General features: G+C 65.4%; 22 protein-coding genes. 10 read left to right on the forward strand and 12 right to left on the reverse strand.

Annotated features, from left to right (window positions below; all coding sequences use genetic code 11):
• Positions 1 to 5: 5 nt before the first annotated feature.
• The gene (locus DSD19_RS09890; RefSeq protein WP_113669465.1) at positions 6 to 1,238 is read left to right on the forward strand and encodes an argininosuccinate synthase; all 1,233 of its coding nucleotides are present in this window, start codon (positions 6 to 8) and stop codon (positions 1,236 to 1,238) included.
• 126 nt (positions 1,239 to 1,364) lie between these two features.
• Positions 1,365 to 2,033: a peptide-methionine (S)-S-oxide reductase MsrA gene (msrA, locus tag DSD19_RS09895; RefSeq protein WP_113669466.1), complete on the forward strand. Its 669-nt coding sequence runs from the start codon at positions 1,365 to 1,367 to the stop codon at positions 2,031 to 2,033.
• A gap of 7 nt (positions 2,034 to 2,040) precedes the next feature.
• Here msrA and DSD19_RS09900 read toward each other — a convergent pair whose 3' ends face one another.
• Entirely contained in the window at positions 2,041 to 4,299 is a 2,259-nt protein-coding gene (locus DSD19_RS09900; protein WP_075784150.1) for an NADP-dependent malic enzyme, read from the reverse strand.
• Positions 4,300 to 4,472: 173 nt separating this feature from the next.
• Here DSD19_RS09900 and mutS point away from each other — a divergent pair, with 173 nt between their 5' ends.
• On the forward strand, positions 4,473 to 7,103 hold the full coding sequence (gene mutS, locus DSD19_RS09905; protein ID WP_113669467.1) for a DNA mismatch repair protein MutS: 2,631 nt from the start codon (positions 4,473 to 4,475) through the stop codon (positions 7,101 to 7,103).
• A 58-nt stretch (positions 7,104 to 7,161) separates the two neighbouring features.
• On the opposite strand, the gene DSD19_RS09910 is transcribed toward mutS, so the two are convergent.
• A complete protein-coding gene (locus DSD19_RS09910) occupies positions 7,162 to 7,710 on the reverse strand; it encodes a nucleotide exchange factor GrpE (protein WP_075784148.1) in 549 nt (182 codons plus the stop codon).
• Between the two features lie 3 nt (positions 7,711 to 7,713).
• Positions 7,714 to 8,754: a heat-inducible transcriptional repressor HrcA gene (hrcA, locus tag DSD19_RS09915; RefSeq protein WP_243627885.1), complete on the reverse strand. Its 1,041-nt coding sequence runs from the start codon at positions 8,752 to 8,754 to the stop codon at positions 7,714 to 7,716.
• Between the two features lie 158 nt (positions 8,755 to 8,912).
• Here hrcA and rph point away from each other — a divergent pair, with 158 nt between their 5' ends.
• The 3 genes from rph to hemW are packed head-to-tail and all read left to right on the forward strand — an operon-like array spanning position 8,913 to position 11,395.
• Positions 8,913 to 9,629: a ribonuclease PH gene (gene rph / locus DSD19_RS09920; RefSeq protein ID WP_113669469.1), complete on the forward strand. Its 717-nt coding sequence runs from the start codon at positions 8,913 to 8,915 to the stop codon at positions 9,627 to 9,629.
• Positions 9,630 to 9,633: 4 nt separating this feature from the next.
• Complete coding sequence (gene rdgB / locus DSD19_RS09925) at positions 9,634 to 10,242, forward strand: RdgB/HAM1 family non-canonical purine NTP pyrophosphatase (RefSeq protein WP_113669470.1); 609 nt, start codon at positions 9,634 to 9,636, stop codon at positions 10,240 to 10,242.
• Complete coding sequence (gene hemW, locus DSD19_RS09930; RefSeq protein ID WP_113669471.1) at positions 10,232 to 11,395, forward strand: radical SAM family heme chaperone HemW; 1,164 nt, start codon at positions 10,232 to 10,234, stop codon at positions 11,393 to 11,395. Before rdgB ends, hemW begins: the two co-directional genes overlap by 11 nt.
• Positions 11,396 to 11,398: 3 nt before the next feature.
• Here the strand turns inward: hemW and DSD19_RS09935 are convergent, their stop codons facing one another.
• From DSD19_RS09935 to DSD19_RS09965, 7 genes are all read right to left on the reverse strand, one after another.
• Entirely contained in the window at positions 11,399 to 12,298 is a 900-nt protein-coding gene (locus DSD19_RS09935) for a ParB/RepB/Spo0J family partition protein (protein ID WP_113669472.1), read from the reverse strand.
• A 15-nt stretch (positions 12,299 to 12,313) separates the two neighbouring features.
• The gene (locus DSD19_RS09940; RefSeq protein WP_113669473.1) at positions 12,314 to 13,123 is read right to left on the reverse strand and encodes a ParA family protein; all 810 of its coding nucleotides are present in this window, start codon (positions 13,121 to 13,123) and stop codon (positions 12,314 to 12,316) included.
• Entirely contained in the window at positions 13,116 to 13,736 is a 621-nt protein-coding gene (rsmG, locus tag DSD19_RS09945) for a 16S rRNA (guanine(527)-N(7))-methyltransferase RsmG (protein WP_113669474.1), read from the reverse strand. The genes DSD19_RS09940 and rsmG overlap by 8 nt, the downstream gene beginning before the upstream one ends.
• A complete protein-coding gene (gene mnmG / locus DSD19_RS09950; RefSeq protein WP_113669475.1) occupies positions 13,733 to 15,598 on the reverse strand; it encodes a tRNA uridine-5-carboxymethylaminomethyl(34) synthesis enzyme MnmG in 1,866 nt (621 codons plus the stop codon). Before mnmG ends, rsmG begins: the two co-directional genes overlap by 4 nt.
• A gap of 12 nt (positions 15,599 to 15,610) precedes the next feature.
• Positions 15,611 to 16,897, reverse strand: coding sequence for a tRNA uridine-5-carboxymethylaminomethyl(34) synthesis GTPase MnmE (gene mnmE, locus DSD19_RS09955; protein WP_113669476.1), 1,287 nt, complete (start codon positions 16,895 to 16,897; stop codon positions 15,611 to 15,613).
• Between the two features lie 24 nt (positions 16,898 to 16,921).
• Positions 16,922 to 18,193, reverse strand: coding sequence for a transcription termination factor Rho (gene rho, locus DSD19_RS09960; protein WP_075784138.1), 1,272 nt, complete (start codon positions 18,191 to 18,193; stop codon positions 16,922 to 16,924).
• Between the two features lie 132 nt (positions 18,194 to 18,325).
• On the reverse strand, positions 18,326 to 18,775 hold the full coding sequence (locus DSD19_RS09965; protein ID WP_075784137.1) for a CopD family protein: 450 nt from the start codon (positions 18,773 to 18,775) through the stop codon (positions 18,326 to 18,328).
• 440 nt (positions 18,776 to 19,215) lie between these two features.
• Between DSD19_RS09965 and DSD19_RS09970 the strand changes: the two genes are divergently transcribed.
• From DSD19_RS09970 to dnaQ, 4 genes are read left to right on the forward strand one after another with little or no spacing between them, the layout of a single operon-like run.
• Positions 19,216 to 19,815 (forward strand): nucleoside triphosphate pyrophosphatase, encoded by a 600-nt coding sequence (locus DSD19_RS09970; RefSeq protein ID WP_075787424.1) that lies wholly within the window; start codon positions 19,216 to 19,218, stop codon positions 19,813 to 19,815.
• Positions 19,812 to 20,645, forward strand: coding sequence for a shikimate dehydrogenase (locus DSD19_RS09975; RefSeq protein ID WP_075784136.1), 834 nt, complete (start codon positions 19,812 to 19,814; stop codon positions 20,643 to 20,645). The genes DSD19_RS09970 and DSD19_RS09975 overlap by 4 nt, the downstream gene beginning before the upstream one ends.
• Positions 20,642 to 21,238: a dephospho-CoA kinase gene (coaE, locus tag DSD19_RS09980; RefSeq protein WP_113669477.1), complete on the forward strand. Its 597-nt coding sequence runs from the start codon at positions 20,642 to 20,644 to the stop codon at positions 21,236 to 21,238. The genes DSD19_RS09975 and coaE overlap by 4 nt, the downstream gene beginning before the upstream one ends.
• A complete protein-coding gene (gene dnaQ / locus DSD19_RS09985; protein ID WP_113669478.1) occupies positions 21,231 to 21,968 on the forward strand; it encodes a DNA polymerase III subunit epsilon in 738 nt (245 codons plus the stop codon). The genes coaE and dnaQ overlap by 8 nt, the downstream gene beginning before the upstream one ends.
• A 6-nt stretch (positions 21,969 to 21,974) precedes the next feature.
• On the opposite strand, the gene secB is transcribed toward dnaQ, so the two are convergent.
• Together secB and DSD19_RS09995 are read right to left on the reverse strand one after the other, a co-directional pair.
• Positions 21,975 to 22,481 (reverse strand): protein-export chaperone SecB, encoded by a 507-nt coding sequence (gene secB / locus DSD19_RS09990; RefSeq protein ID WP_075784133.1) that lies wholly within the window; start codon positions 22,479 to 22,481, stop codon positions 21,975 to 21,977.
• A 58-nt stretch (positions 22,482 to 22,539) separates the two neighbouring features.
• On the reverse strand, positions 22,540 to 23,049 hold the full coding sequence (locus tag DSD19_RS09995; RefSeq protein ID WP_113669479.1) for an FxsA family protein: 510 nt from the start codon (positions 23,047 to 23,049) through the stop codon (positions 22,540 to 22,542).
• Positions 23,050 to 23,142 lie beyond the last annotated feature (93 nt).

The following is a 23,142-nucleotide window of genomic DNA, read 5'->3' on the forward strand; positions in this document are numbered from 1 at the left end:
GCCCCATGTCTGCGCCCAAGTCCGCGCCCAAGAAAGTCGTCCTGGCCTATTCCGGGGGTCTCGACACCTCGATCATCCTGAAATGGCTGCAAACCGAATACGGCTGCGAGGTGGTGACCTTTACCGCCGATCTGGGCCAGGGCGAGGAACTCGAGCCCGCCCGCAAGAAGGCCGAGATGATGGGCGCCAAGGAGATCTTCATCGAGGATCTGCGCGAGGAATTCGTGCGCGACTTCGTCTTCCCGATGTTCCGTGCCAATGCGGTTTATGAGGGGCTGTACCTGCTGGGCACCTCGATCGCCCGGCCGCTGATTTCCAAGCGCCTGATCGAGATCGCCGAGGCGACCGGCGCCGATGCCGTGGCCCATGGCGCCACCGGCAAGGGCAACGACCAGGTCCGGTTCGAGCTGTCGGCCTATGCGCTGAGCCCGGAAATCAAGGTGATCGCCCCCTGGCGGGAATGGTCGCTGACCAGCCGGACCAAGCTCCTGGCCTTCGCCGAGGAAAACCAGATCCCGATCGCCAAGGACAAGCGCGGCGAGGCCCCCTTCTCGGTCGATGCGAACCTTCTGCACACCTCGTCCGAGGGCAAGGTTCTGGAAAACCCCGCCGAAGAGGCGCCCGATTACGTCTATCAGCGCACCGTCGACCCCGAAAAGGCGCCGAACGAGCCTGAATATATCGAGGTCACCTTCGAGAAGGGCGACGCGGTCGCGATCAACGGTGAGGCGATGTCGCCCGCCACGGTCCTGACCAAGCTGAACGAGCTGGGCGGCAAGCACGGCATCGGTCGGCTCGATCTGGTCGAGGGGCGCTTCGTCGGCATGAAGTCGCGCGGCATCTACGAAACCCCCGGCGGCACCGTCCTGCTGGAGGCCCATCGCGGGATCGAGCAGATCACGCTCGACCGTGGGGCGGCGCATCTGAAAGACGAGCTGATGCCGAAATATGCCGAGCTGATCTATAACGGCTTCTGGTTCAGCCCCGAACGCGAGATGCTGCAGGCGCTGATCGACAAGAGCCAGGAGCACGTCTCGGGCACCGTCCGGCTGAAGCTCTACAAGGGCTCGGTCCGCACTGTCGGCCGCTGGTCCGAGGCCTCGCTTTATTCCGAAAGCCACGTCACCTTCGAGGACGACGCCGGCGCCTACGACCAGAAGGATGCGGCGGGCTTCATCAAGCTGAACGCCCTGCGCCTGCGCCTGCTGGCGACGCGGAACCGCAAGTTGAAGGGCTGATCCGCTTCAGGGACCGGCCCTGCGCGGGCCGGCCCCGCTTTCGCGAGTTCACGCGCTTTTGCGTTTCACGCGATTTCCCGGGGGCTCTATCCTTTTCCTCGACGATATCGGGAAAGGGAGGCCTTCATGGGCACGTCCTTCGGAACCATCAGAACGGCCTTGCTGATCGCGGCCATCGCCCTGGGCCATATCGCACAGGGCCATCGCGCCCAGGCCGCCGAGCCGCAGACAGCGATCTTCGCAGGCGGCTGCTTCTGGTGCGTCGAGGCCGATTTCGAGAAGGTCCGGGGCGTGAGCGACGTCGTCTCGGGCTATACCGGCGGTCATGTCGACCATCCCGCCTACCGGCAGGTGGCGCGCGGCGGCACCGGCCATGTCGAGGCGGTAAAGATCACCTACGATCCGGACGTGGTCAGCTATGAAAGGCTGGTCGAGCTGTTCTTCCGCTCGGTCGATCCGACCGATGCGGGCGGTCAGTTCTGCGACCGGGGCGAAACCTACCGGACCGCGATTTTCGTCTCTGATCCGGCCGAACGGCGCGTGGCAGAGGCCGAAAAGGGCAAGGCCGGGCGGGCGCTCGGGTCCGGGATCGCGACCGAGATATTGCCCGCCGCGACCTTCTGGAAAGCCGAGGCCTATCACCAGGACTATTACAAGAGCCGCGACCTGATCCTGACCCGGTTCGGGCCCAAGACCAAGGCCGAGGCCTACAAGCTTTATCGCGCGGGCTGCGGGCGCGACGAAAGGGTGCGGGCGCTTTGGGGCGACGCCGCGCCCTTTGCCGGAGCCTCGTGACGCGCGCTTACCCGACCTCGCAGGCGGCAAGCAGCGCCATGTTCAGGATGTCGTTGACGGTCGAGACCGTGGAACAGATCTGGATCGGCTTGTCGACACCGGCAAGGATCGGGCCGATCACCGTGGCCCCGGCCATCTCCTGCATCAGCTTGACCGAGATCGAGGCCGAATGCCGGGCCGGAACCACCAGCACGTTTGCAGGCCCCGACAGGCGGCAGAACGGATAGCGCGCCATCGCCACCGGGTTCAGCGCCACATCGACGGTCATCTCGCCGTCGAATTCGAAATCGACCCCGCGTCTGGCCAGCACCTCCGAGGCGCGATGCATCTTGGTCGCGCGCTCGCTGACCGGATAGCCGAAGGTCGAGAAGCTGAGGAAGGCCACGCGCGGCTCGATCCCCAAACCGCGTGCGACATTGGCCGCGTGCACGGCGATATTGGCCAGATCCTCTTCCTCGGGCCATTCATGCACCAGCGTATCGGCGATGAAGACGATCTTGCCCTTGTGCAGCAACGCGGTGACACCGACCGCGCCGTCCTGGGCGCGGGCATCGAAGACGTGATTGATCAGTTCCAGCACATGGGCCGATTTCCGGGTCGCCCCGGTCACCAGCGCATCGCCATGGCCATTGGCCAGCATCAGCGCCGAAAAGACGTGCCGGTCGCGCGCGGCCAGCCGGTTGATGTCATGGGTATCGTAGCCCTTGCGCTGCAGGCGCTGGTACAGGAACGACCGATAGGCCTCGAGATGGCCGGTATTGGCCGCGTTCACCACCTCGAGTTCGCGATAGGCATCGGCAAGCCCCGCCTGCTGCAGCTTTTCCCTCACCTCGGCCTCGCGGCCGACGACGATGGCCTGGCCATAGCCCGCGCGGTGATAGCTGACGGCGGCGCGCAGCACGCGTTCGTCATCGCCCTCGGCAAAGATCATCCGGGCCTGCGCCGCCTTGGCCCGCGCCGCGATCCCCGACAGAACCGAAGCCGTCGGGTCCATCCGCGCCTTCAGCCGCTGTTCGTATTCGTCCATGTCGACGATTGGCCGCCGCGCCACGCCGGTATCCATCCCGGCACGCGCCACCGCCGGCGGAATGGTGTAGATCAGCCGAGGATCGAAGGGCGTCGGGATGATATAGTCGCGCCCGAAGGTCAGCTTGGTGCCATAGGCCATCGCGACCTCGTCGGGCACGTCCTCGCGGGCGAGTGCGGCCAGCGCGTCGGCGCAGGCGATCTTCATCTCGTCATTGATCGCCCGGGCATGGATATCCAGCGCCCCGCGGAAGAGATAGGGAAAGCCCAGGACGTTGTTGACCTGGTTCGGATAGTCCGACCGCCCGGTCGCGACGATGGCGTCGGGCCGCACCTCCTGCGCCTCTTCGGGCGTGATCTCGGGATCGGGGTTCGCCATCGCGAAGATCACCGGGTTCTCGGCCATCGAGGCCACCATCTCGGGCGTCACCGCGCCCTTGGCGCTGACGCCCAGGAAGACATCCGCCCCCACCATCGCGTCTTCCAGCGTGCGCGCGTCGGTCTTGGCGGCGTGGGCCGATTTCCACTGGTTCATGCCCTCGGTGCGGCCCTGGTAGATCACGCCCTTGGTGTCGCAGGCGATGCAGTTGTCATGCTTCGCCCCCATCGCCTTGATCAGTTCCAGGCAGGCGATCCCGGCCGCACCCGCACCGTTCAGGACGATCTTGCAATCCTCGATCTTCTTGCCCGACAGATGCAGCGCGTTGATCAGCCCCGCCGCGCAGATCACCGCCGTGCCGTGCTGGTCGTCATGGAAGACCGGAATGTCCATCTCTTCCTTGAGCCGCTGCTCGATGATGAAACACTCGGGCGCCTTGATGTCCTCGAGATTGATCCCGCCGAAGGTCGGCCCCATCAGCCGCACCGCCCGGATGATCTCTTCCGGGTCCTCGGTGTCCAGCTCGATATCGACCGCGTTCACATCGGCAAAGCGCTTGAACAGGACCGACTTGCCCTCCATCACCGGCTTCGAGGCCAGCGCGCCCAGATTGCCCATGCCGAGGATCGCGGTGCCGTTCGAGATGACGGCGACCATGTTGCCCTTGGTGGTGTAGTCATAGGCGGTCTCGGGCGCGTCGGCGATGGCCTGCACCGGCACCGCGACCCCCGGGCTGTAGGCCAGGCTGAGATCGCGCTGGGTGGTCATGGGCTTGGTCGCCACGATCTCGTATTTCCCCGGCACGGGCTCGATATGATAGCTCAGCGCTTCTTCCGGTGTGATCTTGGACTTCTCGGCCATTGTCGGGGGTCTCCTCCTAGGTGAAAAGCGTCTTAACCCTCCGGCGCCCGCGCCTCAATAGACTTGAAAATCGACATGGATTTCCCGCTTTTCGCCGCAGGGTCGGATTTGTAAGGTCCGCGGACCAGCGACAGGGGGGTTCCGTGACCGAAGCCGGCGCATCCGTCACACCGATGATGGCGCAATATCTGGACATCAAGGCCGCCCATCCCGGCGCGCTGCTGTTCTACCGAATGGGCGATTTCTACGAGATGTTCTTCGACGACGCCGTGGCCGCGGCCGAGGCGCTGGACATCGCGCTGACCAAACGCGGCAAGCATCTGGGCGAGGACATCCCGATGTGCGGCGTGCCGGTCCATGCCGCCGAAAGCTATCTGCTGACGCTGATCCGCAAGGGGTTCCGGGTCGCGGTCTGCGAACAGATGGAAGACCCGGCCGAGGCGAAGAAGCGCGGGTCGAAATCGGTCGTGAAACGCGACGTGGTCCGGCTGGTCACGCCCGGCACCCTGACCGAGGAAAGCCTTCTGGAGGCCCGGCGCCACAACTTCCTGGCCGCCTTCGCCGAGGTCCGGGGCGAAGCCGCCCTGGCCTGGGTCGACATCTCGACCGGCGCGTTCCGGGTGATCGGTTGCCCGGGCGTGCGGCTGGGCGCCGAACTGGCCCGGCTTGCCCCGCGCGAGGTGCTGCTGAACGAGGCCACCGAACGCGATTGGGCCGAGGCAGTCTCTGATGCGGGCGCCGCCGTGACCCCGCTGTCGCGCATGAGCTTCGACAGCGCCTCGGCCGAAAAGCGGCTGACCGCGCTGTTCTCGGTGGGCACGCTCGAAGGCTTCGGCAGCTTCGGCCGGGCCGAGCTGTCGGCGATGGGCGCGCTGGTCGACTATCTGGAGATCACCCAGAAGGGCAAGCTGCCGCTCCTGCGCCCGCCGGTGCGCGAGGCGATGGGCGGCACCATGCAGATCGACGCCGCGACCCGGCGCAATCTGGAACTGACGGCCAGCCTTTCCGGCGGGCGCGAGGGCAGCCTGCTGGCCGCCATCGACCGCACCGTCACCGCCTCAGGCGCGCGGCTGCTGGAACGGCGGCTTTCCAGCCCCTCGCGCGATCTGCCGACGATCCGCGCGCGGCTCGATGCGGTCCGCGCACTGGTCGAGGATTCCGGGCTGCGCAATGCGCTGCGCGACGAGTTGCGAAAATGCCCGGACATGGACCGGGCGCTGTCGCGGCTTGGGCTCGACCGGGGCGGGCCGCGCGATCTGGCCGCGATCCGCACGGGGCTGACCCAGGCGGGCGTGCTGGCCGACCGGCTGGGCTGCGATCTGCCAGCCCTGATCGCCGAGGCGCGGCGCGCGCTGACCGGGCATGACGCGCTGGTCGATCTGCTCGACCGGGCGCTGGTGGCCGAACCGCCGCTGCTGGCCCGGGATGGCGGCTTTATCGCCACCGGTTATGACGAGGGTCTCGACGAGGCACGGACGCTCCGCGACGAGGGCCGGGGCGTGATCGCGCGGATGCAGGCGGGCTTTGTCGACGAGACCGGCATCTCGTCGCTGAAGATCAAGCACAACAACGTGCTGGGCTATTTCATCGAGGTGACGGCCACCCATGCCGACCGGATGCTGTCGCCGCCGCTGTCGGAAACCTTCATCCACCGCCAGACCACGGCCAATGCGCTGCGCTTTACCACGGTCGAGCTGTCGGAACTTGAAACCCGCATCCTGAACGCGGGCAACCGGGCGCTGGAAATCGAGAAGCGTCTGTTCGAGACCCTCCGGGCCGCGATCCTCGACGAGGCCGGGCCGGTCGGTCAGGCCGCCGCCGCGCTGGCCGAAATCGACCTTGCGACAGGTCTTGCCGATCTGGCCCGGGGCGAGGACTGGTGCGAGCCTCTGGTCGATGACAGCCGCGCCTTTGCCGTGACCGCAGGACGGCATCCGGTGGTCGAACGGGCGCTGCGGCGTCAGGGCGGCGCGCCCTTCATCGCCAACGATTGCGACCTGGCCCAAGGCGGGCAAGGTGCCGCGATCTGGCTGCTGACCGGGCCCAACATGGCCGGTAAGTCAACCTTCCTGCGGCAGAACGCGCTGATCGCGCTGCTGGCGCAGGCGGGCAGCTTCGTGCCCGCCGCCTCGGCCCATATCGGGCTGGTGTCGCAGCTGTTCAGCCGGGTCGGCGCCTCGGACGATCTGGCGCGGGGCCGGTCCACCTTCATGGTCGAGATGGTCGAGACCGCCGCGATCCTCAATCAGGCCGATGACCGCGCGCTGGTGATCCTTGACGAGATCGGGCGCGGCACCGCCACCTATGACGGGCTGTCGATCGCCTGGGCGACGCTGGAACACCTGCACGACACGAACCGCTGCCGCGCGCTCTTCGCCACCCATTACCACGAGATGACCGCGCTGGCGCAAAAGCTGGCGGGGGTCGAGAACGCGACCGTGGCGGTCAAGGAATGGGAAGGCGACGTGATCTTCCTGCACGAGGTCCGCAAGGGCGCGGCCGACCGGTCCTACGGGGTGCAGGTGGCGCGGCTGGCGGGCCTGCCCGACAGCGTCGTGGACCGGGCCCGGGTGGTGCTGGACGCGCTGGAGCGCGGCGAGCGCGAGGGCGGGCGGTCCCATGCCACGCTGATCGACGATCTGCCGCTGTTCTCGGCCGCCGCGATCCCGCAGCGCCCTGCCCCGGTGCCGGCCGGCCCCTCGCCGCTGGAAGACCGGATGTCGGCCATCCATCCCGACGAACTGACCCCGCGCGAAGCGCTGGAGCTGCTTTACGAGCTGAAGGCCCTGGCGCGGCCGGACTAGCGCCGAAAGAAAAACGCCCGGCCTATGGGCCGGGCGTTTCACAGGAAACAGTTAGGTCTCAGGAGGCCGGTGTCGACGAGACGCCCACCTGCGCCGGACGCAAAAGCCGGTCATGCAGCATGAAGCCCGAGGCCATCACCTGGATGATGTCGCCCGCCTTCGTGCCGGGCACCGGGGCCTCGAACATCGCCTGATGATGCTGCGGATCGAACTTGTCGCCAACTTCGGGCGCCAGCCGCACGATCCCGTGCTTGGAGAAGACGTTCAGAAGCTCGCGCAGGGTCAGCTCGACCCCTTCCAGCAGCGCCGCATTGGCCGCACGCTGTTCGTCGGTCACGACCTCCAGCGCCCGCGAGAGGTTGTCGTAGACCGGCAGCATGTCGCGCGCGAGTTTCGAGCCGCCGTAATTCTCCGCCTCACGGCGGTCGCGGTCGGCCCGCTTGCGGGCGTTCTCGGCATCGGCCAGCGCCCGCATGAACCGGTCGCGAAGCTCGTCCCGCTCGGCCCTCAGCGCCTCGACCTCCGCCGGGGTGATCTCGGGGGCTTCGGTTTCGCCTGCGGTCTCGGTCGCAAGGTCTTCGGGTTCGGTCTTTTCAGGTTCTGCCATCTTTCATCCCTTGCCGCGGTCGGCGATCAGCTTGCCCACCAACTGGGCGGTATAGTCCACGATCGGCACGATCCGCCCGTAGTTCAGCCGGGTCGGTCCGATCACCCCCACGGCGCCAATGATCTTACGGTCCGCGTTCATATATGGAGAGACCACCAAAGAGGAACCCGAAAGTGAAAAAAGCTTGTTCTCGGAGCCGATGAAGATGCGCACACCTTCGCCCTCTTCGGCCAGTTCGAGGAATTCGGCAATGTCGCGCTTGCGTTCCAGATCGTCGAAGAGGCTGCGGATCCGGTCCAGATCGGCGGCTTCTGCCGGATCGGACAGCAGGTTCGCCCGGCCGCGCACGATCAGCCGCGCCTGATCCTGACCCTCGCTCTCCCAGACCGCAAGCCCCGCCTCGACCATGGTGCGCGCAAGCTCGTCCAGTTCCTGCCTGCGCCGCGCGATCTCGACCTTCATCGCCTCGCGCAACTCGCTGAGCGTGCGCCCCTCGGCCAGCGCATTGAGGAAATTGGCGGCCTCCCGCATCGAGGACGGTGTCTGCCCCGGCGCGGGCTGGAACAGACGGTTCTCGACATGGCCGTCGGCAAAGACAAGAACCGTCAGCGCCCGGTCGGCCCCGAGGCTGACGAATTCGATATGCTTGATCGGCGCCTCGTGCTTCGGCGCCAGGACGAGGCTTGCGCCATGGGTCACGCCCGACAGTGCCGCGCCCACCCGGTCGAGCAGCGTCCCCACATCGGACGTATTCGACCCCAGCGTCGCATCGATCTTCTCGCGGTCTTCCTCCTTGAGATCGCGCACCTCCAGAAGCCCGTCAACGAACATCCTCAGCCCCAGCTGCGTCGGCACCCGCCCGGCCGACACATGGGGGCTGTTCAGAAGACCCAGGAATTCCAGATCCTGCATCACATTGCGGATCGTGGCGGCGCTGACCTTCTCGCTCATCGTCCGGGTCAGCGTGCGCGACCCGACCGGGTCGCCGGACTCGAGATAGCCCTCGACCACGCGGCGAAACACTTCGCGCGAGCGGTCGTTCATTTCTTCGAGAATGCCTTGGGTGCTCACCTGCCGCGCCTCCATCGAAGCGGTGCCATTAAAGGGAAGATCCCGATCACGTCAATCGGCCCGATCAATCGGGGTTGCATCGGCGTCCGGCTCATGGGAGCAAAGCGCCAACGCCAAGAAAGGACAGTCCGATGCGCCCATCAGGTCGTGATGTAAGCGAACTCCGCCCGGTTTCAATCGAGACCGGCGTGACCAAGCATGCCGAAGGCTCCTGCCTCATCCGTATGGGCGATACCCATGTCCTGTGTACCGCGACGCTGGAAGAGCGCGTTCCGCCCTTCCTCAAGAACAGCGGTCTGGGATGGGTCACCGCCGAATACGGCATGCTGCCGCGCGCCACGACCACCCGGATGCGCCGCGAAGCCGCCCAGGGCAAGCAGGGCGGCCGCACGGTCGAGATCCAGCGCCTGATCGGCCGCAGCCTGCGCGCCGGCGTCGATCGCGTGGCGCTTGGCGAACGCCAGATCACCGTCGACTGCGACGTGATCCAGGCCGATGGCGGCACCCGCTGCGCCTCGATCACCGGCGGCTGGGTCGCGCTGCGGCTGGCCGTGAACAAGCTGATGAAGACCGGCGAGGTCATTTCGGACCCGCTGGTCGATCCGGTCGCCGCCGTCTCTTGCGGCATCTATGCCGGTCAGCCGGTGCTGGATCTGGACTATCCCGAAGACAGCGAAGCGGGCGTCGACGGCAATTTCGTGATGACCGGGTCAGGCAAGCTGATCGAGGTGCAGATGTCGGCCGAAGGCTCGACCTATACCCGCGCGCAGATGAATGCGCTGCTTGATCTGGCCGAAAAGGGCGTGGCCGAACTGGTCGCCGCCCAGAAGGCTGCGGTGGGGGCCTGAGCCCATGCGCCGGTTTGACGGAAAGACGCTGCTGGTGGCGACCCATAACAGCGGCAAGCTCGAAGAAATCGCCGATCTGCTGAAGCCTTTCGGCATTTCCGTCACCGGCGCCGCCGACCACGCCCTGCCCGAACCCGAAGAAACCGAGGACACATTCGTCGGCAATGCGCGGATCAAGGCCCATGCGGCGGCGAAGGCGACCGGCCTGCCCGCTTTGGCCGACGATAGCGGCCTTGCGGTCGACGCGCTGGGGGGCGCGCCGGGCGTCTATACCGCCGATTGGGCCGAAACAGGCTCTGGTCGCGACTTCCCGATGGCCATGGAAAAGGTCTGGACCAAGCTCGAGGAGGCCAACGCCCCCGAGCCCCGGACCGCGCAATTCTGCTGCACCTTCGTGCTGGCCTGGCCCGACGGCCATGACGAGGTGTTCGAGGGCCGCATGCCCGGCCGCATCGTCTGGCCGATGCGCGGCGATCAGGGCCATGGTTTCGACCCGATCTTTCAGCCCGAAGGCTACGACATCACCTTCGGCGAGATGGACCGCTGGGAAAAGAACAAGATCAGCCACCGCGCCCGCGCCTTCGAGAAACTGGTGAGCCTGTTTGACCGCTGAAGACTGGCAGGAAGGCGGGTTCGGGCTTTACGTCCACTGGCCGTTCTGCCTGTCGAAATGCCCCTATTGCGACTTCAACAGCCATGTGTCGGCCGAGATCGACACGAAACGCTGGCAAGACGCCTATCTTTCCGAAATCCGCCGCCTTGCCGCCGAAACCGGCCCCCGTGTGCTGAACACCGTCTTTTTCGGCGGCGGCACCCCCAGCCTGATGGCCCCCGACCTGGTCGGCGCCATCCTCGAGACCGCCCGGTCTGTCTGGACCCCCGCGAATGACATGGAAATCACGCTCGAGGCCAATCCGACCTCGGTCGAGGCCGGACGTTTCACGGGATTTGCCGAGGCCGGCGTCAACCGCGTCTCGCTGGGCGTCCAGGCCTTGAACGATGCAGACCTGAGGCGGCTCGGCCGGATGCACAGCGTAGCCGAGGCCCGCGCCGCCTTCGAGATCGCCCGCGCCCGCTTTCCCCGCGTCAGTTTCGACCTGATCTATGCCCGGCAGGCCCAGTCCCTCGCCGCCTGGCGCGAGGAATTGACCGAAGCGCTGGCCATGGCCGCCGATCACCTGTCGATGTACCAGCTGACCGTCGAACCCGGCACCGCCTTTGGAGACCGGCTGGCGCGCGGCGGTCTGAAGGGCCTGCCCGACGAAGATCTCGGCGCCGATCTTTACGCCCTGACGCAAGAAATCTGCGGCGCCGCCGGAATGCCCGCCTATGAGGTCTCGAACCACGCCCGGCCCGGTGCCGAGTCGCGGCACAACCTGATTTACTGGCAGGCGGGCGACTATGCCGGAATCGGCCCCGGCGCCCATGGCCGGTTGACCTTGGACGGCGCACGGCTGGCAACCGACACGCCGCTTGCCCCGGCCGCCTGGCTCGACCGGGTCGCCCGCACCGGCACGGGCGAGCTGTCGCGAAGCCCGGTTTCCCCTGCCGATCAGGGTGTCGAATATCTTATGATGGGGCTCCGCCTCGCCCGTGGACTGTCGCTGACGCGCTACGAGAGGCTGGCGGGCGTGCCGTTGGATTCTAAAGAAATCAATGAGCTGTCCGAACTTGGCCTGGTCCGGGCCGAGGCGGGTTTCCTACGCGCCACGGCCGCGGGCCGCGCTGTGCTGAATGCGGTAATCCGCGCGCTGCTGCCCGATTAACCCTCAGTCGAAGCCGCCCCCGGGCGAGCTCAGCGCCGCACAAAGCCGGTCCAGCTCTTCAAGCGAGGCATAGGACAGGACAAGATCGCCAGATCCGTCGGTGCGATGCTCGATCGAGACGCCAACGCCAAGATTGGCCGCCAGATCCTGCTCGAGCGCGCGGGTATCGGCATCTTTCGCAAGTGGTGGCGGAACCCGGCGCGGCTTCGGCCCAGAGCCCGCTTTGGCCAGTTTCTCTGTCGCACGCACCGAGAGCTGACCCTTGATCACCTGCCGCGCCAGTTTGGCCGGATCTTCAGTCGTAATCAGCGCGCGGGCGTGGCCCGCGCTCAACCGCCCTTCGCGCAGATGGCCCTGCACCTCTTCCGGCAATTGCAGCAGACGCAACAGATTGGCGATGTGGCTGCGGCTTTTCCCAAGCGCCTCGGCTACCTTATCTTGTGTGTGCCCAAAGCGATCCATCAACTGGCGGTAGCCCATCGCCTCTTCCAGCGGATTCAGATCGGCCCGCTGGATGTTTTCGATGATGGCGATCTCCAGCACCTCGATATCGTCCAGCTCGCGGACGATGACCGGCACCTCGTGCTGCTGGGCCAGTTGCGAGGCGCGCCAGCGGCGTTCGCCCGCGACGATCTCGAATCGCCCTTCGCTGCGTTTGCTGGGCCGCACGATCAGGGGTTGGATGACCCCCTTCTCACGAATCGAGTCGGAAAGCTCCTTAAGCGCCTCTTGGGCAAACATCCGCCGCGGCTGATCCGGATTGGGCTCCAGCAGATCCAAGGCCACCATCAGATCGGCCTTGCCGCGCGTCGCCTCGCCCCGCTCGGCCGCGGGCTCGATCTTGACGTCCGCCATCAGCGCCGACAGGCCGCGCCCGAGGCCGCGTTTTTCCGGTTGTCTCATGTCAATCTCCCCGCCTCAGGCGCCAACCGGCACCTTCGGCTCCAGCATTTCCTGCGCCAGAGCCCGATAAGCCTCGGCCCCGCGTGAATTCGGATCGTAGTCGAGCACTGGCATCGCATAGGACGGCGCCTCGCTGACCCGTACATTGCGCGGGATCACGGTCTGGAACACCAGATCGCCCAGATAGGCCCGCGCATCGTTTTCGACCTGTTGAGACAGGTTGTTCCGGCGGTCGGCCATGGTCAGCACCACGCCCTCGATCCGAAGCGTCGGGTTCGCGGTCTGGCGCAATTCGCGGATCGTGAGCATCAACTGCGACAGCCCTTCCAGCGCGAAAAACTCGCTTTGCAGCGGCACCAGCACCGAATGAGCCGCCACCATCGCGTTGACCGTCAGAAGACTCAGCGCCGGTGGGCAGTCGATCAAGACGAAATCGAACGCGTAGGCGTCAATCGCCGGTTGGCGCAAGGCGTCATGCAGCAGAAAGCTGCGCCGCTCGTTTGCCACCATTTCGATATCGGCCGAGCTCAGATCCGTGGTTGATGGCGCAATATAAAGCCGGTCCGATTTCGTTTTCATCAGAATTTCGGACAAGGGGGCGTCGCCGAGGATCAGATCGTAGGTGGTCCGGGTCCGCGCGTCGGGGTCGACCCCCAGTCCGGTCGAGGCATTGCCCTGTGGATCGATGTCGACAATCAGCACGGTCTTGCCAAGCTCGACCAACGCCGCGGCCACATTGATGGCGGTGGTGGTCTTGCCCACCCCGCCCTTCTGGTTTGCAACCGCGATGATTTTCGGCCCTTTGGGGCGCGTGGGATCAGACACGGGCGATGCCTCCGAGTTTCAGAACGACGGCCTGCGGATCGGTCTTACTGGGATGGTTTTGAACGTCGAACCGCCAGGATGCAAGTGCCGCGTCGAGCTCTTCAGCGAAACGCGCGCCCTTCGGGAAGAGTGCGACGCCTCCGGGCGCCAGATGCCTGTCTGCGTAGTCCAAAAGCCGGGGCAACGGGGCCAGGGCGCGGGCCGACAGGACATCCGCGCCCTGCGGTTTCGCTGACTCGATTCGGGAGTCGATCACGTTTGTCGCCGCAAGGCCGAGATCCCGGCACACCGTCCGCAGAAACGCGGCCTTCCGCTGATCGCTCTCAATCAGCGTCACATGCAGATCCGGGGCCAATTCGCGCGCCAGGATGGCAATCACGAGTCCCGGAAAGCCTCCGCCGCTTCCCAAATCGACCAAATGGCGGGCGTCTGTCGGGCATAGCCCGAAAAGCTGTGCGGAATCCTTGAAATGTCGGGTCTCCAGATCGTCCAGCGTCGAGCGCGCCACAAGATTGATCGCCGGGTTCCACTTGCGCAGAAGCGCAGCATAGGCGGACAGTCGCTCGGATGTTTCACGTGAAACATCGCCGAGCACCTGGAGGGAGCCGCTCATGCCGATCGTCGCCCCATCTGCCGAAGCCGCGCCAGAATCAGCGTCGCGGCCGCCGGGGTCATGCCGTCGATGCGCGCGGCCTGCGCCAGAGTTTCTGGCCGTGCTTGTGACAGCTTGCACTTCAATTCGGTCGACAGACCTTCCAACTGATCGTAAGGGAAGTCCGCCGGGAGGCTTTGCGCCTCGTCACGGCGCATGGCTTCTACATCTTGGGCCTGTCTATCGATGTAATGCGCATATAGTGCGTCGCGCGCCAACTGGGTTCGGATCTCGATATCGACATTCTCAAGCGCGGGATCGAGCGGAATCAGGTCGTCGAACACGACATCCGGGAAGGCAAGAAGATCGGCGCCGTTTCGACGGGTCCCGTCCGCGTTGACCTTGATCCCCGCAGCCGCTATCTGCTTTGGCGTCAGAGACAGGGATTCCAGCCGACCACGCGCCGCAGTAAGCCGCTCCATCTTGTCGCCAAAGGCGCGCTTGCGCGTCTCACCCACGCAGCCAACCTCGATCCCCGCGGGCGTGAGGCGCTGATCCGCGTTGTCTGCGCGCAACGAAAGACGGAATTCAGCGCGCGAAGTGAACATGCGATAGGGCTCGCTGACACCGCGCGTCACCAGATCGTCAATCATCACGCCAATATAGCTTGTCGTCCGCGTGAAGGTCGCGGGCCCCTGGCCCTTCACTTGCAGCGCGGCGTTGAGCCCGGCGACCAACCCCTGGGCGGCCGCCTCCTCGTAGCCCGTCGTGCCGTTGATCTGCCCGGCAAGGAACAACCCCGGCACGTCGCGCAATTCCAGCGACGAGCACAACGCGCGCGGATCGACATAGTCATACTCGATGGCATAACCGGGTTGCAGGATCTGTGCCGACTCGAGCCCCACTATGGAATGGACGTAAGCCTCCTGCACGTCCTCGGGCAGAGATGTCGAAATGCCGTTCGGATAGACGGTCGGGTCGTCGAGGCCCTCGGGTTCAAGGAAGACCTGATGCGATTCCTTGTCGGCAAAGCGCACGACCTTGTCCTCGATCGAGGGGCAGTAGCGCGGGCCGACCCCTTCGATATGACCGCCGTACATCGCCGAGCGAGGCAGATTTTCCCGAATTATTTCATGCGTCTGCGGGTTCGTGTGCGTAATTCCGCAGGCCACTTGACGAACCTCGATCCCTTTCGACAGAAATGAAAACAAGACCGGGTCCTCATCGCCGGGCTGGCTGTCAAGCCGATCCCAATCGATGGTCCTTCCGTCAAGGCGAGGCGGTGTGCCGGTCTTGAGCCGACCGAGCGGGAGACCGAAGCCGTCGATCCTCTCCGCCAGACGCACGGAGGGCCGGTCCCCGATCCGGCCGCCGGGCCGACGCTGGTCGCCGATATGGATGACGCCGCGCAAGAATGTCCCGGTCGTCAGAACCACGGCGCCCGCCGTGATCTCCCCCCCGTCCGCGAGGACAATCCCCGCCACACGACCATCGCGTTCGATCAGGTCGGCGGCCTCACCTTCTATGATCTCCAGGCCGGGCGTGACGGACAGCATCGTCTGCACGGCGTTGCGGTACAATTTTCGGTCAGCTTGGGCGCGTGGCCCTTGCACGGCGGGCCCCTTACGACGATTCAGAAGCCGAAACTGGATCCCGGCACGGTCGGCCGCCCGCCCCATCAGCCCGTCAAGCGCATCGACCTCCCGCACCAGGTGCCCCTTGCCAAGCCCGCCAATGGCCGGATTGCAGGACATGACGCCAATCCCGTCGCGGCGCAGTGTCACAAGGGCGACCTGCGCGCCCAGCCGGGCAGCGGCATGCGCCGCTTCGGCCCCGGCATGGCCGCCGCCGACCACGACGACATCGAAGCTGCGATGTTTCACGTGAAACACTCCTCACTTTCCCAGACAGAAGCGCGCAAAGATCTCATCGAGCAGGTTTTCGACATCGATCTTGCCAAGCAGCGACTCGAGCGCCCGCGCTGCCCGGCGGATATCCTCAGCCGCCAGCTCCGCCGTTTCCATGCCGTGAGATAACTGATTCTGCGCCTCGGCGATAGCGCCTCGCGCCCGCCTCATCGCTTCAGCATGCCGTTCTCGCGTCGCCGTGACCGCCCGTGTCGAGCGGTCATCAAGGATCGCGGCAATTCGCTCGACCAGCTCGGCCACGCCCTGCCCCGTTTTGCCCGACACACCTGCCGCCCCGCTGTCCAGATCGGCCTTGCCGCGCAAAACGATGTCCTCCGGCCCCGGCGCCATGCCCTCGGTTCGGCCCGTCTCGTCAAGAAGGAAGACGCGCAGATCCGCCGCGGTTGCCCGGTCGATGGCTCGCGCAATCCCGATGGTTTCCACCTCGTCGGTGCTCTCGCGCAGGCCGGCGGTGTCGAGAAATGTCACGGGAAGACCGCGCAGATCCAACCGAACCTCGATCACGTCGCGCGTCGTGCCCGCGTGTTCTGAAGTGATCGCCGCCTCTCGGCCCGCCAAGTGGTTCAAAAGCGTGGATTTTCCGGCGTTCGGCGGTCCGACGATGGCGATTTCAAAGCCTTCCCGGATGCGCTCGGCCATTGCGACGCCCTCGATCTCTGTCTCAAGCGCGGTCGAGACCCCGGAAAGAAGACCGGCGACCTCGGGGGTCACGTCGACCGGTACATCCTCGTCAGCAAAATCGATGGTGGCTTCCAGCAGCGCGGCAGCGCGGACCAGAGACTCGCGCCACAACGCGACCTTTTCCCCAAGGGCTCCCGACAGGACGCGCATGGCCTGACGCCGCTGAGCCTCTGTCTCTGACTCAAGCAGATCTGCCAGCCCCTCGACCTGGGCCAAGTCCAGCACGCCATTTTCCAGCGCCCGCCGGGTGAACTCTCCGGGCTCGGCCAGCCGCAGCCCATCCTGTTCGCCCAAGGCACGCAACACTGCAGCGACCGTTGCAGGGCTGCCATGGCATTGAAATTCTACAACATCCTCGCCAGTAAAGCTCGCCCCCTTCGCAAAGCAAAGCACCAGAGCCTCGTCCAGAAGCACGCCCTCGGCATCAGTCAAGCGACGCAGGCCCGCCTGTCGAGGTGCGGGAAGCGATCCGGCCAGCGCGCGCGCAGCCGTCATGGCCCGCGGGCCGGAAACGCGGATCACGGCGACGCCCGCCTTTCCGCGTGCCGTCGCCTGGGCGAAGATCGTGTCCAGGGATCACCTCCGGGCGACGCCGCCTCAGGTGTTCATCGAATCGAAGAATTCCGAATTCGTCTTGGTTTGCTTGAGCTTGGAAATCAGGAACTCGATGGCATCGGTCGTGCCCATCGGGTTGAGGATCCGGCGCAGAACGAAGGTTTTCTGCAGATCGGACTTGTCGACCAGAAGATCCTCTTTCCGCGTGCCCGATTTGAGGATGTCCATCGCCGGGAAGACCCGCTTGTCGGCGACCTTCCGGTCGAGCACGATCTCGGAGTTACCGGTGCCCTTGAATTCCTCGAAGATCACCTCGTCCATGCGCGAGCCGGTGTCGATCAGGGCGGTCGCGATGATGGTCAGCGACCCGCCCTCTTCGATGTTTCGCGCGGCCCCGAAGAACCGTTTCGGCCGTTGCAACGCATTGGCGTCGACACCACCGGTCAGCACCTTGCCCGAGGACGGCACGACGGTGTTATAGGCCCGCCCAAGTCTTGTGATCGAATCGAGAAGGATCACAACATCTCGTTTGTGTTCAACCAGACGCTTGGCCTTTTCGATGACCATCTCGGCCACGGCGACGTGGCGCGTCGCCGGTTCGTCGAAGGTCGAGGAAATGACCTCGCCCTTCACCGACCGCTGCATGTCGGTGACCTCTTCCGGCCGCTCGTCGATCAGCAGGACGATCAAATAGGTCTCGGGGTGGTTGGTCTCGATCGAATTGGCAATGTTCTGCAGCAGGACGGTCTTGCCGGTCCGCGGCGGCGCCACGATTAGCGCGCGCTGGCCCTTCCCGATCGGCGCCACCAGATCGATGATCCGGGCCGACCGGTCGCGGATCGTCGGATCCTCGATTTCCATCTTCAGCCGCTCGTCCGGGTAAAGCGGCGTCAGGTTGTCGAAGTTGATCTTGTGCCGGGCCTGCTCGGGATCCTGGAAGTTGATCTTCGTGACCTTGGTGATCGCGAAGTAGCGTTCATTCTCGCGCGGCGCCTGCATCACGCCCTCGACCGTGTCGCCGGTGCGCAGGGAATGCATGCGGATCATGTCGGGCGAGACATAGATGTCGTCCGGACCCGGCAGGTAGTTCGCTTCGGGCGAGCGCAGGAAGCCGAAGCCGTCCTGCAGGACCTCGAGGACGCCATCGCCCGAGATTTCCCAGCCATCTTCGGCGCGCTCTTTCAGGATCGAGAACATCATCTCGCCCTTGCGCATCGCCGACGCGTTCTCGATCTCAAGTTCTTCCGCCATGGCAAGAAGATCCTTGGGGCTTTGGGCCTTGAGATCGGCAAGGTTCAGACAGTCTTGGGTCATGGGAAAGCTTTGCGGATGACGGCGCCGGGCAGGCTGCGCACACGTTATACGGGAATCCCCGGACCGGACGATCCGAGTTAAGAAAGCTGCTTAGCCCGGTGCGGCCCCCGAGTCAACTCGGAGCAGCGCGGCCTAGAACTTGACGACCACCGAAAACACGATGACCAGCATCAGAAGCGTCGGCACTTCGTTCATCATGCGGAAGGTCCGACCGGTCCGGGTGTTGCGCCCGGCCACGAAATCCTTGCGCCGCGCCCCCAGCCACATGTGGAACCAGGTCATCGCGATCACGCAGGCCCCCTTTGTATAGGGCCAGATCGAGTCCCAGTACACCACATTTGGTGTAAGCACCAAGGCCAACCCGAAGATCCAGACCGCGATGATCGAAGGGTTCATGATGTAGCGGTACAGCTTCATCTCCATGACCTGAAACAGCGCGTCCGTCTCGTGGCCCGGGGTCACCTTTTCGGTGTGATAGACGAAGATCCTCGGCAGATAGAACAACCCGGCCATCCAGGTCAGCACTGCGATGATGTGGAGCGACTTGGTCCACGGATACAGGTTGGACAGGAATTCGGACATCGTCTGCCTCGCTACGCTTGGTCGCCTACCGCGCCTCTTCTAGAGCAATAGGAAAAGAAAAGAAAAGATGATGATTTTGTAGGGCCTGTGGAGGATGTGGATTACTGGTCACTCCACGCTCTCATCCACAGCTCGGGCCCTTGTGGAAGAAAGTGGAGATAACTTGTCGAGATCTGCGCGGAAAATCGGTAACCTTATATTGTAAAAAGAAAATACACCTCATGGATCGGTCTGCGATCTGTGGATAACTTTTGAATGAATGGTCTGCGACGATTCGTTCACAGGTCGGGATCCCATCCATCCACGGTGGATTTGAGTCCCCGGATTCTTGACATTTCCACCCCGGAACGGCACCCCAAGGCTCTGAGGCCTCTTATCCTGAAACCGTGCGACCGTCTCACCTGTGTTTTTCCACAGGGTTGCCCAGAATGCCCGAACCGATGCCCGAACCTGTGATCCTTGCCTCCGGCTCTGCCATCCGGCGCCAGCTTCTGACCCGGGCGGGGCTTGTCTTCGACGTCGTGCCCGCGCGCGTCGACGAAGACGCGATCCGTGCCGCGATGGAGGCCGAGGCCGCGGGGCCGGGCGACATCGCCGAGGAACTGGCCGCCTTCAAGGCCAAGCGGGTCGCCGAAAAGCACCCCGGTACCCTGGTGATCGGCTGCGACCAGGTGCTGGCCCATCGTGGCAAGGTGCTGGCCAAGGCCGAAACCTGCGAGGCGGCGCGCGATCAGCTGCGCAGCCTGCGGGGCGGCAAGCATCAGCTTCTGTCGGCGGTGGTGGTCTATGACGACATGCGCCCGCTTTGGCGCCATGTCGGCGAGGTCTCGCTGACGATGCGGCCGTTTTCCGACCGCTACCTGGACGAGTATCTTGACCGCAACTGGCCCGCCGTGCGCGATGCGGTGGGCGGCTACAAGCTGGAAGAAGAAGGCGTGCGTCTGTTTTCCGCCATCGAGGGCGACTATTTTGATGTTCTGGGTTTGCCCTTGCTACCGCTGCTGACCTTCCTGACGACCAGAGGAGTCTTGATGGCATGAGTGACAGAATCCCCCTCGCCGGTGTCATCGGCTCTCCCATCGCGCATTCGAAATCGCCGCTGCTGCACCGCCACTGGCTGGAACGCTACGGCATTCGCGGCTTCTACATTCCGATGGACGTGGCCCATGCCGACCTGAAACAGGTGCTCGAGGCGCTGCCGCGCATGGGATTCGTGGGTATCAACGTCACGATTCCGCACAAGGAAACCATCCTCAGCCTGGCCGATTCCGTGTCCGATCGCGCCGCCCTGATCGGGTCGGCCAACACGCTGATCTTCCGCGCCGACGGCAAGGTCTATGCCGACAATACCGACGGGATCGGGTTCATCGAGAACCTGCGCCAGGGCGCGCCGGGCTGGGATCCGACCGCCGGGCCCGCCGCGGTTCTGGGGGCGGGCGGCGCCGCGCGGGCCGTCGTCGCCGCGCTGTCGGAACAGGGCGTGCGCGAGATCCGCGTTTCCAACCGCACCCGCTCGCGCGCCGAGGCGCTGCGGGCCGAGTTCGGTCCCAAGATCGTGGTGCATGACTGGGTGCAGGCGGCCGCGATGATCGACGGCGCCGCGACGGTGGTGAACACCACGTCGCTGGGCATGGTCGGCAAGGCCGAGTTCAAGGTGCCGCTCGACGCGCTTTCGCCCGATGCGGTGGTCAGCGATCTGGTCTATGTGCCGCTGGAAACCGCCTTCCTGCGCGAGGCGCGCGCGCGGGGCTGCGTCGCGGTCGACGGGCTGGGGATGTTGCTGCATCAGGCCGCGCCGGGCTTCGAGCGCTGGTTCGGTCGCCGCCCCGAGGTCGACGAGGCCGCGCGCGCAGTGCTGCTGGACGCATGAGCCGGCCGTTTCTTCTGGGCCTGACCGGCTCCATCGGCATGGGCAAATCGACCACAGCCGCGCTGTTCCGCGAGAAGGGCGTGCCTGTCTGGGATGCCGATGCCGCCGTGCACGCGCTTTATGCCGAAGGTGGCGGCGCGGTCCGGCCGCTGGCCGCGCTCTGCCCCGAGGCGGTCCGTCACGGGGCCGTCGACCGCGACGCGCTGAAGGCCTGGATCGCGCGCGAGCCCGAGGCGCTGATGCGGATCGAGGCGGTGGTGCACCCGCTGGTCGCGGCCGACCGGCAGGCCTTCATCGACCGGCACCGCGAGGCGCCGCTTCTGGTGCTGGACATCCCGCTTCTGTTCGAGACCGGGGCCGATAAATGGCTCGACGCGGTGCTGGTGGTGACCGCGACGCCCGAGGTTCAGCGCGCCCGGGTGCTGGACCGTCCGGGCATGACCGAGGCGCAGCTGGACGCGATCCTGGCCCGGCAGATGCCCGATGCCGAAAAACGCGCCCGCGCCGATCATGTGATCGAGACGCTGACGCTCGACCAGGCCGGGGCCGGGGTCGCGGCGCTGATCGACAAGCTGGGGACTGCCGATGCGTGAGATCGTTCTCGACACCGAGACCACGGGTTTCGAGCCCGAGACCGGCGACCGGATCGTCGAGATCGGCGCCGTCGTGCTCTGGAACCATCTGCCGACCGGCGAGACGTTTCACGTCTATATCAACCCCGGCCGCGACATGCCGGACGAGGCTTTCGGCGTGCACGGGATCGGGCCGGATATTCTGGCCAATCCGCGACCGGCGAAGCCCGGAGAGGTCACGCTGCGCGACAAGCCGCCCTTTTCCGAGGTCGGGCGGAAATTCCTCGATTTCGTGCAGGATTCGAAACTGGTGATCCACAATGCCAGTTTCGACATGAAGTTCCTGAACGCCGAACTGGGCTGGCTCGGCCTGCCCAAGCTGCCGATGAGCCAGGCGCTCGACACGCTGGCCATGGCGCGCAAGAAGTTTCCGGGTTCGCCCGCGACGCTGGACGCGCTCTGCCGCCGCTTCGGCATCGACAACACGATGCGCGAAAAGCACGGCGCCTTGCTCGATTCCGAGATCCTGGCCGAGGTCTATCTGGAACTGATCGGCGGCCGACAACCCGATTTCATGCTGGCCACCCGGTCTCGGGCCACGGGCGGCGGGTCCGAGGGAGACGCCGCTGCCTGGCGCCCGCGCCCGCGGCCGACCCCCCTGCCCCCGCGACTTACGGATGACGAAGCCGCCGCCCATCGGGCCTTTGTTCAGGCGATGGGCGACGGCGCGCTTTGGAAAACCTACGACTGAGCGGGGTCAGGCGGTGCCGCTCGGCGTCTGTTCGTTCTGAACGGCGGCGGCGCGGCGCGCGATTTCCTGACGGTACAGTGCCACGAAATCCACGGGCTCGAGGTTCAGCGACGGGAAACCGCCGTCACGCGTCACGTCCGACACGATGCGCCGCACGAAGGGGAACAGCATGCGCGGACATTCGATCAGCAGGAAGGGATGCAGCTGGTCCTCGGGCACGTTCTCGATATGGAAGAGCCCGGCATAGTCCAGTTCCATCAGGAAAAGCTGGCTTTGGTCGGCCTTGTTCTTCGACGAGACGGTGAACTTGGTGATGATCTCGTACTGGTGCTCGGCCGGACGTTTGCGCGCGTCGAGTGCGACCTGCACCGTCACGTCGGGCGTCACCTCGCCCGAGGCGCCCTTCTGGACCAGAATGTTTTCGAAGGACATGTCCCGGATGTACTGGCCCAGGATCTGCAGTCTCACTTGCGGCGGTTGCGCGGCGGCGCCGTTGCCTTCGGTCTCGCTCATGGCGTGCTCCTGCGAAGGGTTGCGTTGCGCTTTCGCTTAGCAGGTCAGTCCCCGCCGCTCAATGCCGCGTCCAGCCCGAAGGCGGCAGCGAGTCACGGTCTTCCGGTGCGCCCTGCGACGACAGGTCCTCGAAATCGCCGTCGATGATGTCCTCGCGGGCCGGGCGCGGCCGGGCATGGGCCGGGCCGCCGCGCGGCGGGGCGCCGAAGCCGACCGACTGCACCACCACGCGTTTGGACAGCCAGCGATAGGCCGCCGACCGGACCGGCGGGATCAGCAGCAGAAGGCCCATCGTGTCGGTGAAAAAGCCCGGCGTCAGCAGCATCGCCCCGGCAAAGAGGATCATCGCGCCATGGGCCAGCGGCTCGGTCGGGTCGCGCAACTCGTTGAACGAATTGCGCACCTGCGACAGCGCCAGCGCGCCCTGCTGGCGCATCAGCCAGGTGCCCGCCACGGCGGTCGCCAGCACGATGCCCAGCGTCGGCCACAGCCCGATCAGCCCGCCCACCTGGATGAAAAGCGCGATCTCGATCAGCGGGATCGACAGGAACAGCAGGAAAAGCCACATTGCATCACCTCATTCTGCTTCGTGCGGCCCGGTGGACTTGATCGAAGGCGTACCTTACATATGTGCGGTAACGCTTCGATACAAACGCTTCCC

This window comes from Rhodovulum sp. BSW8 (assembly GCF_003314725.1).
GTDB classification, from domain to species: Bacteria; Pseudomonadota; Alphaproteobacteria; order Rhodobacterales; family Rhodobacteraceae; genus Rhodovulum; species Rhodovulum visakhapatnamense.

Coding starts and splice junctions, on each gene's coding strand:
- msrA (WP_113669466.1), top strand. CDS start 1,365: ATGGGCACGTCCTTCGGAACCATCAGAACGGCCTTGCTGATCGCGGCC.
- secB (WP_075784133.1), bottom strand. CDS start 22,481: ATGAGCGAGACCGAAGGCAACGGCGCCGCCGCGCAACCGCCGCAAGTG.
- hrcA (WP_243627885.1), bottom strand. CDS start 8,754: ATGAACGACCGCTCGCGCGAAGTGTTTCGCCGCGTGGTCGAGGGCTAT.
- rho (WP_075784138.1), bottom strand. CDS start 18,193: ATGACCCAAGACTGTCTGAACCTTGCCGATCTCAAGGCCCAAAGCCCC.
- rsmG (WP_113669474.1), bottom strand. CDS start 13,736: ATGAGCGGCTCCCTCCAGGTGCTCGGCGATGTTTCACGTGAAACATCC.
- mutS (WP_113669467.1), top strand. CDS start 4,473: ATGATGGCGCAATATCTGGACATCAAGGCCGCCCATCCCGGCGCGCTG.
- rdgB (WP_113669470.1), top strand. CDS start 9,634: ATGCGCCGGTTTGACGGAAAGACGCTGCTGGTGGCGACCCATAACAGC.
- rph (WP_113669469.1), top strand. CDS start 8,913: ATGCGCCCATCAGGTCGTGATGTAAGCGAACTCCGCCCGGTTTCAATC.
- DSD19_RS09935 (WP_113669472.1), bottom strand. CDS start 12,298: ATGAGACAACCGGAAAAACGCGGCCTCGGGCGCGGCCTGTCGGCGCTG.
- DSD19_RS09995 (WP_113669479.1), bottom strand. CDS start 23,049: ATGTGGCTTTTCCTGCTGTTCCTGTCGATCCCGCTGATCGAGATCGCG.
- DSD19_RS09970 (WP_075787424.1), top strand. CDS start 19,216: ATGCCCGAACCTGTGATCCTTGCCTCCGGCTCTGCCATCCGGCGCCAG.
- DSD19_RS09890 (WP_113669465.1), top strand. CDS start 6: ATGTCTGCGCCCAAGTCCGCGCCCAAGAAAGTCGTCCTGGCCTATTCC.
- coaE (WP_113669477.1), top strand. CDS start 20,642: ATGAGCCGGCCGTTTCTTCTGGGCCTGACCGGCTCCATCGGCATGGGC.
- dnaQ (WP_113669478.1), top strand. CDS start 21,231: ATGCGTGAGATCGTTCTCGACACCGAGACCACGGGTTTCGAGCCCGAG.
- DSD19_RS09965 (WP_075784137.1), bottom strand. CDS start 18,775: ATGTCCGAATTCCTGTCCAACCTGTATCCGTGGACCAAGTCGCTCCAC.
- DSD19_RS09975 (WP_075784136.1), top strand. CDS start 19,812: ATGAGTGACAGAATCCCCCTCGCCGGTGTCATCGGCTCTCCCATCGCG.
- DSD19_RS09910 (WP_075784148.1), bottom strand. CDS start 7,710: ATGGCAGAACCTGAAAAGACCGAACCCGAAGACCTTGCGACCGAGACC.
- DSD19_RS09900 (WP_075784150.1), bottom strand. CDS start 4,299: ATGGCCGAGAAGTCCAAGATCACACCGGAAGAAGCGCTGAGCTATCAT.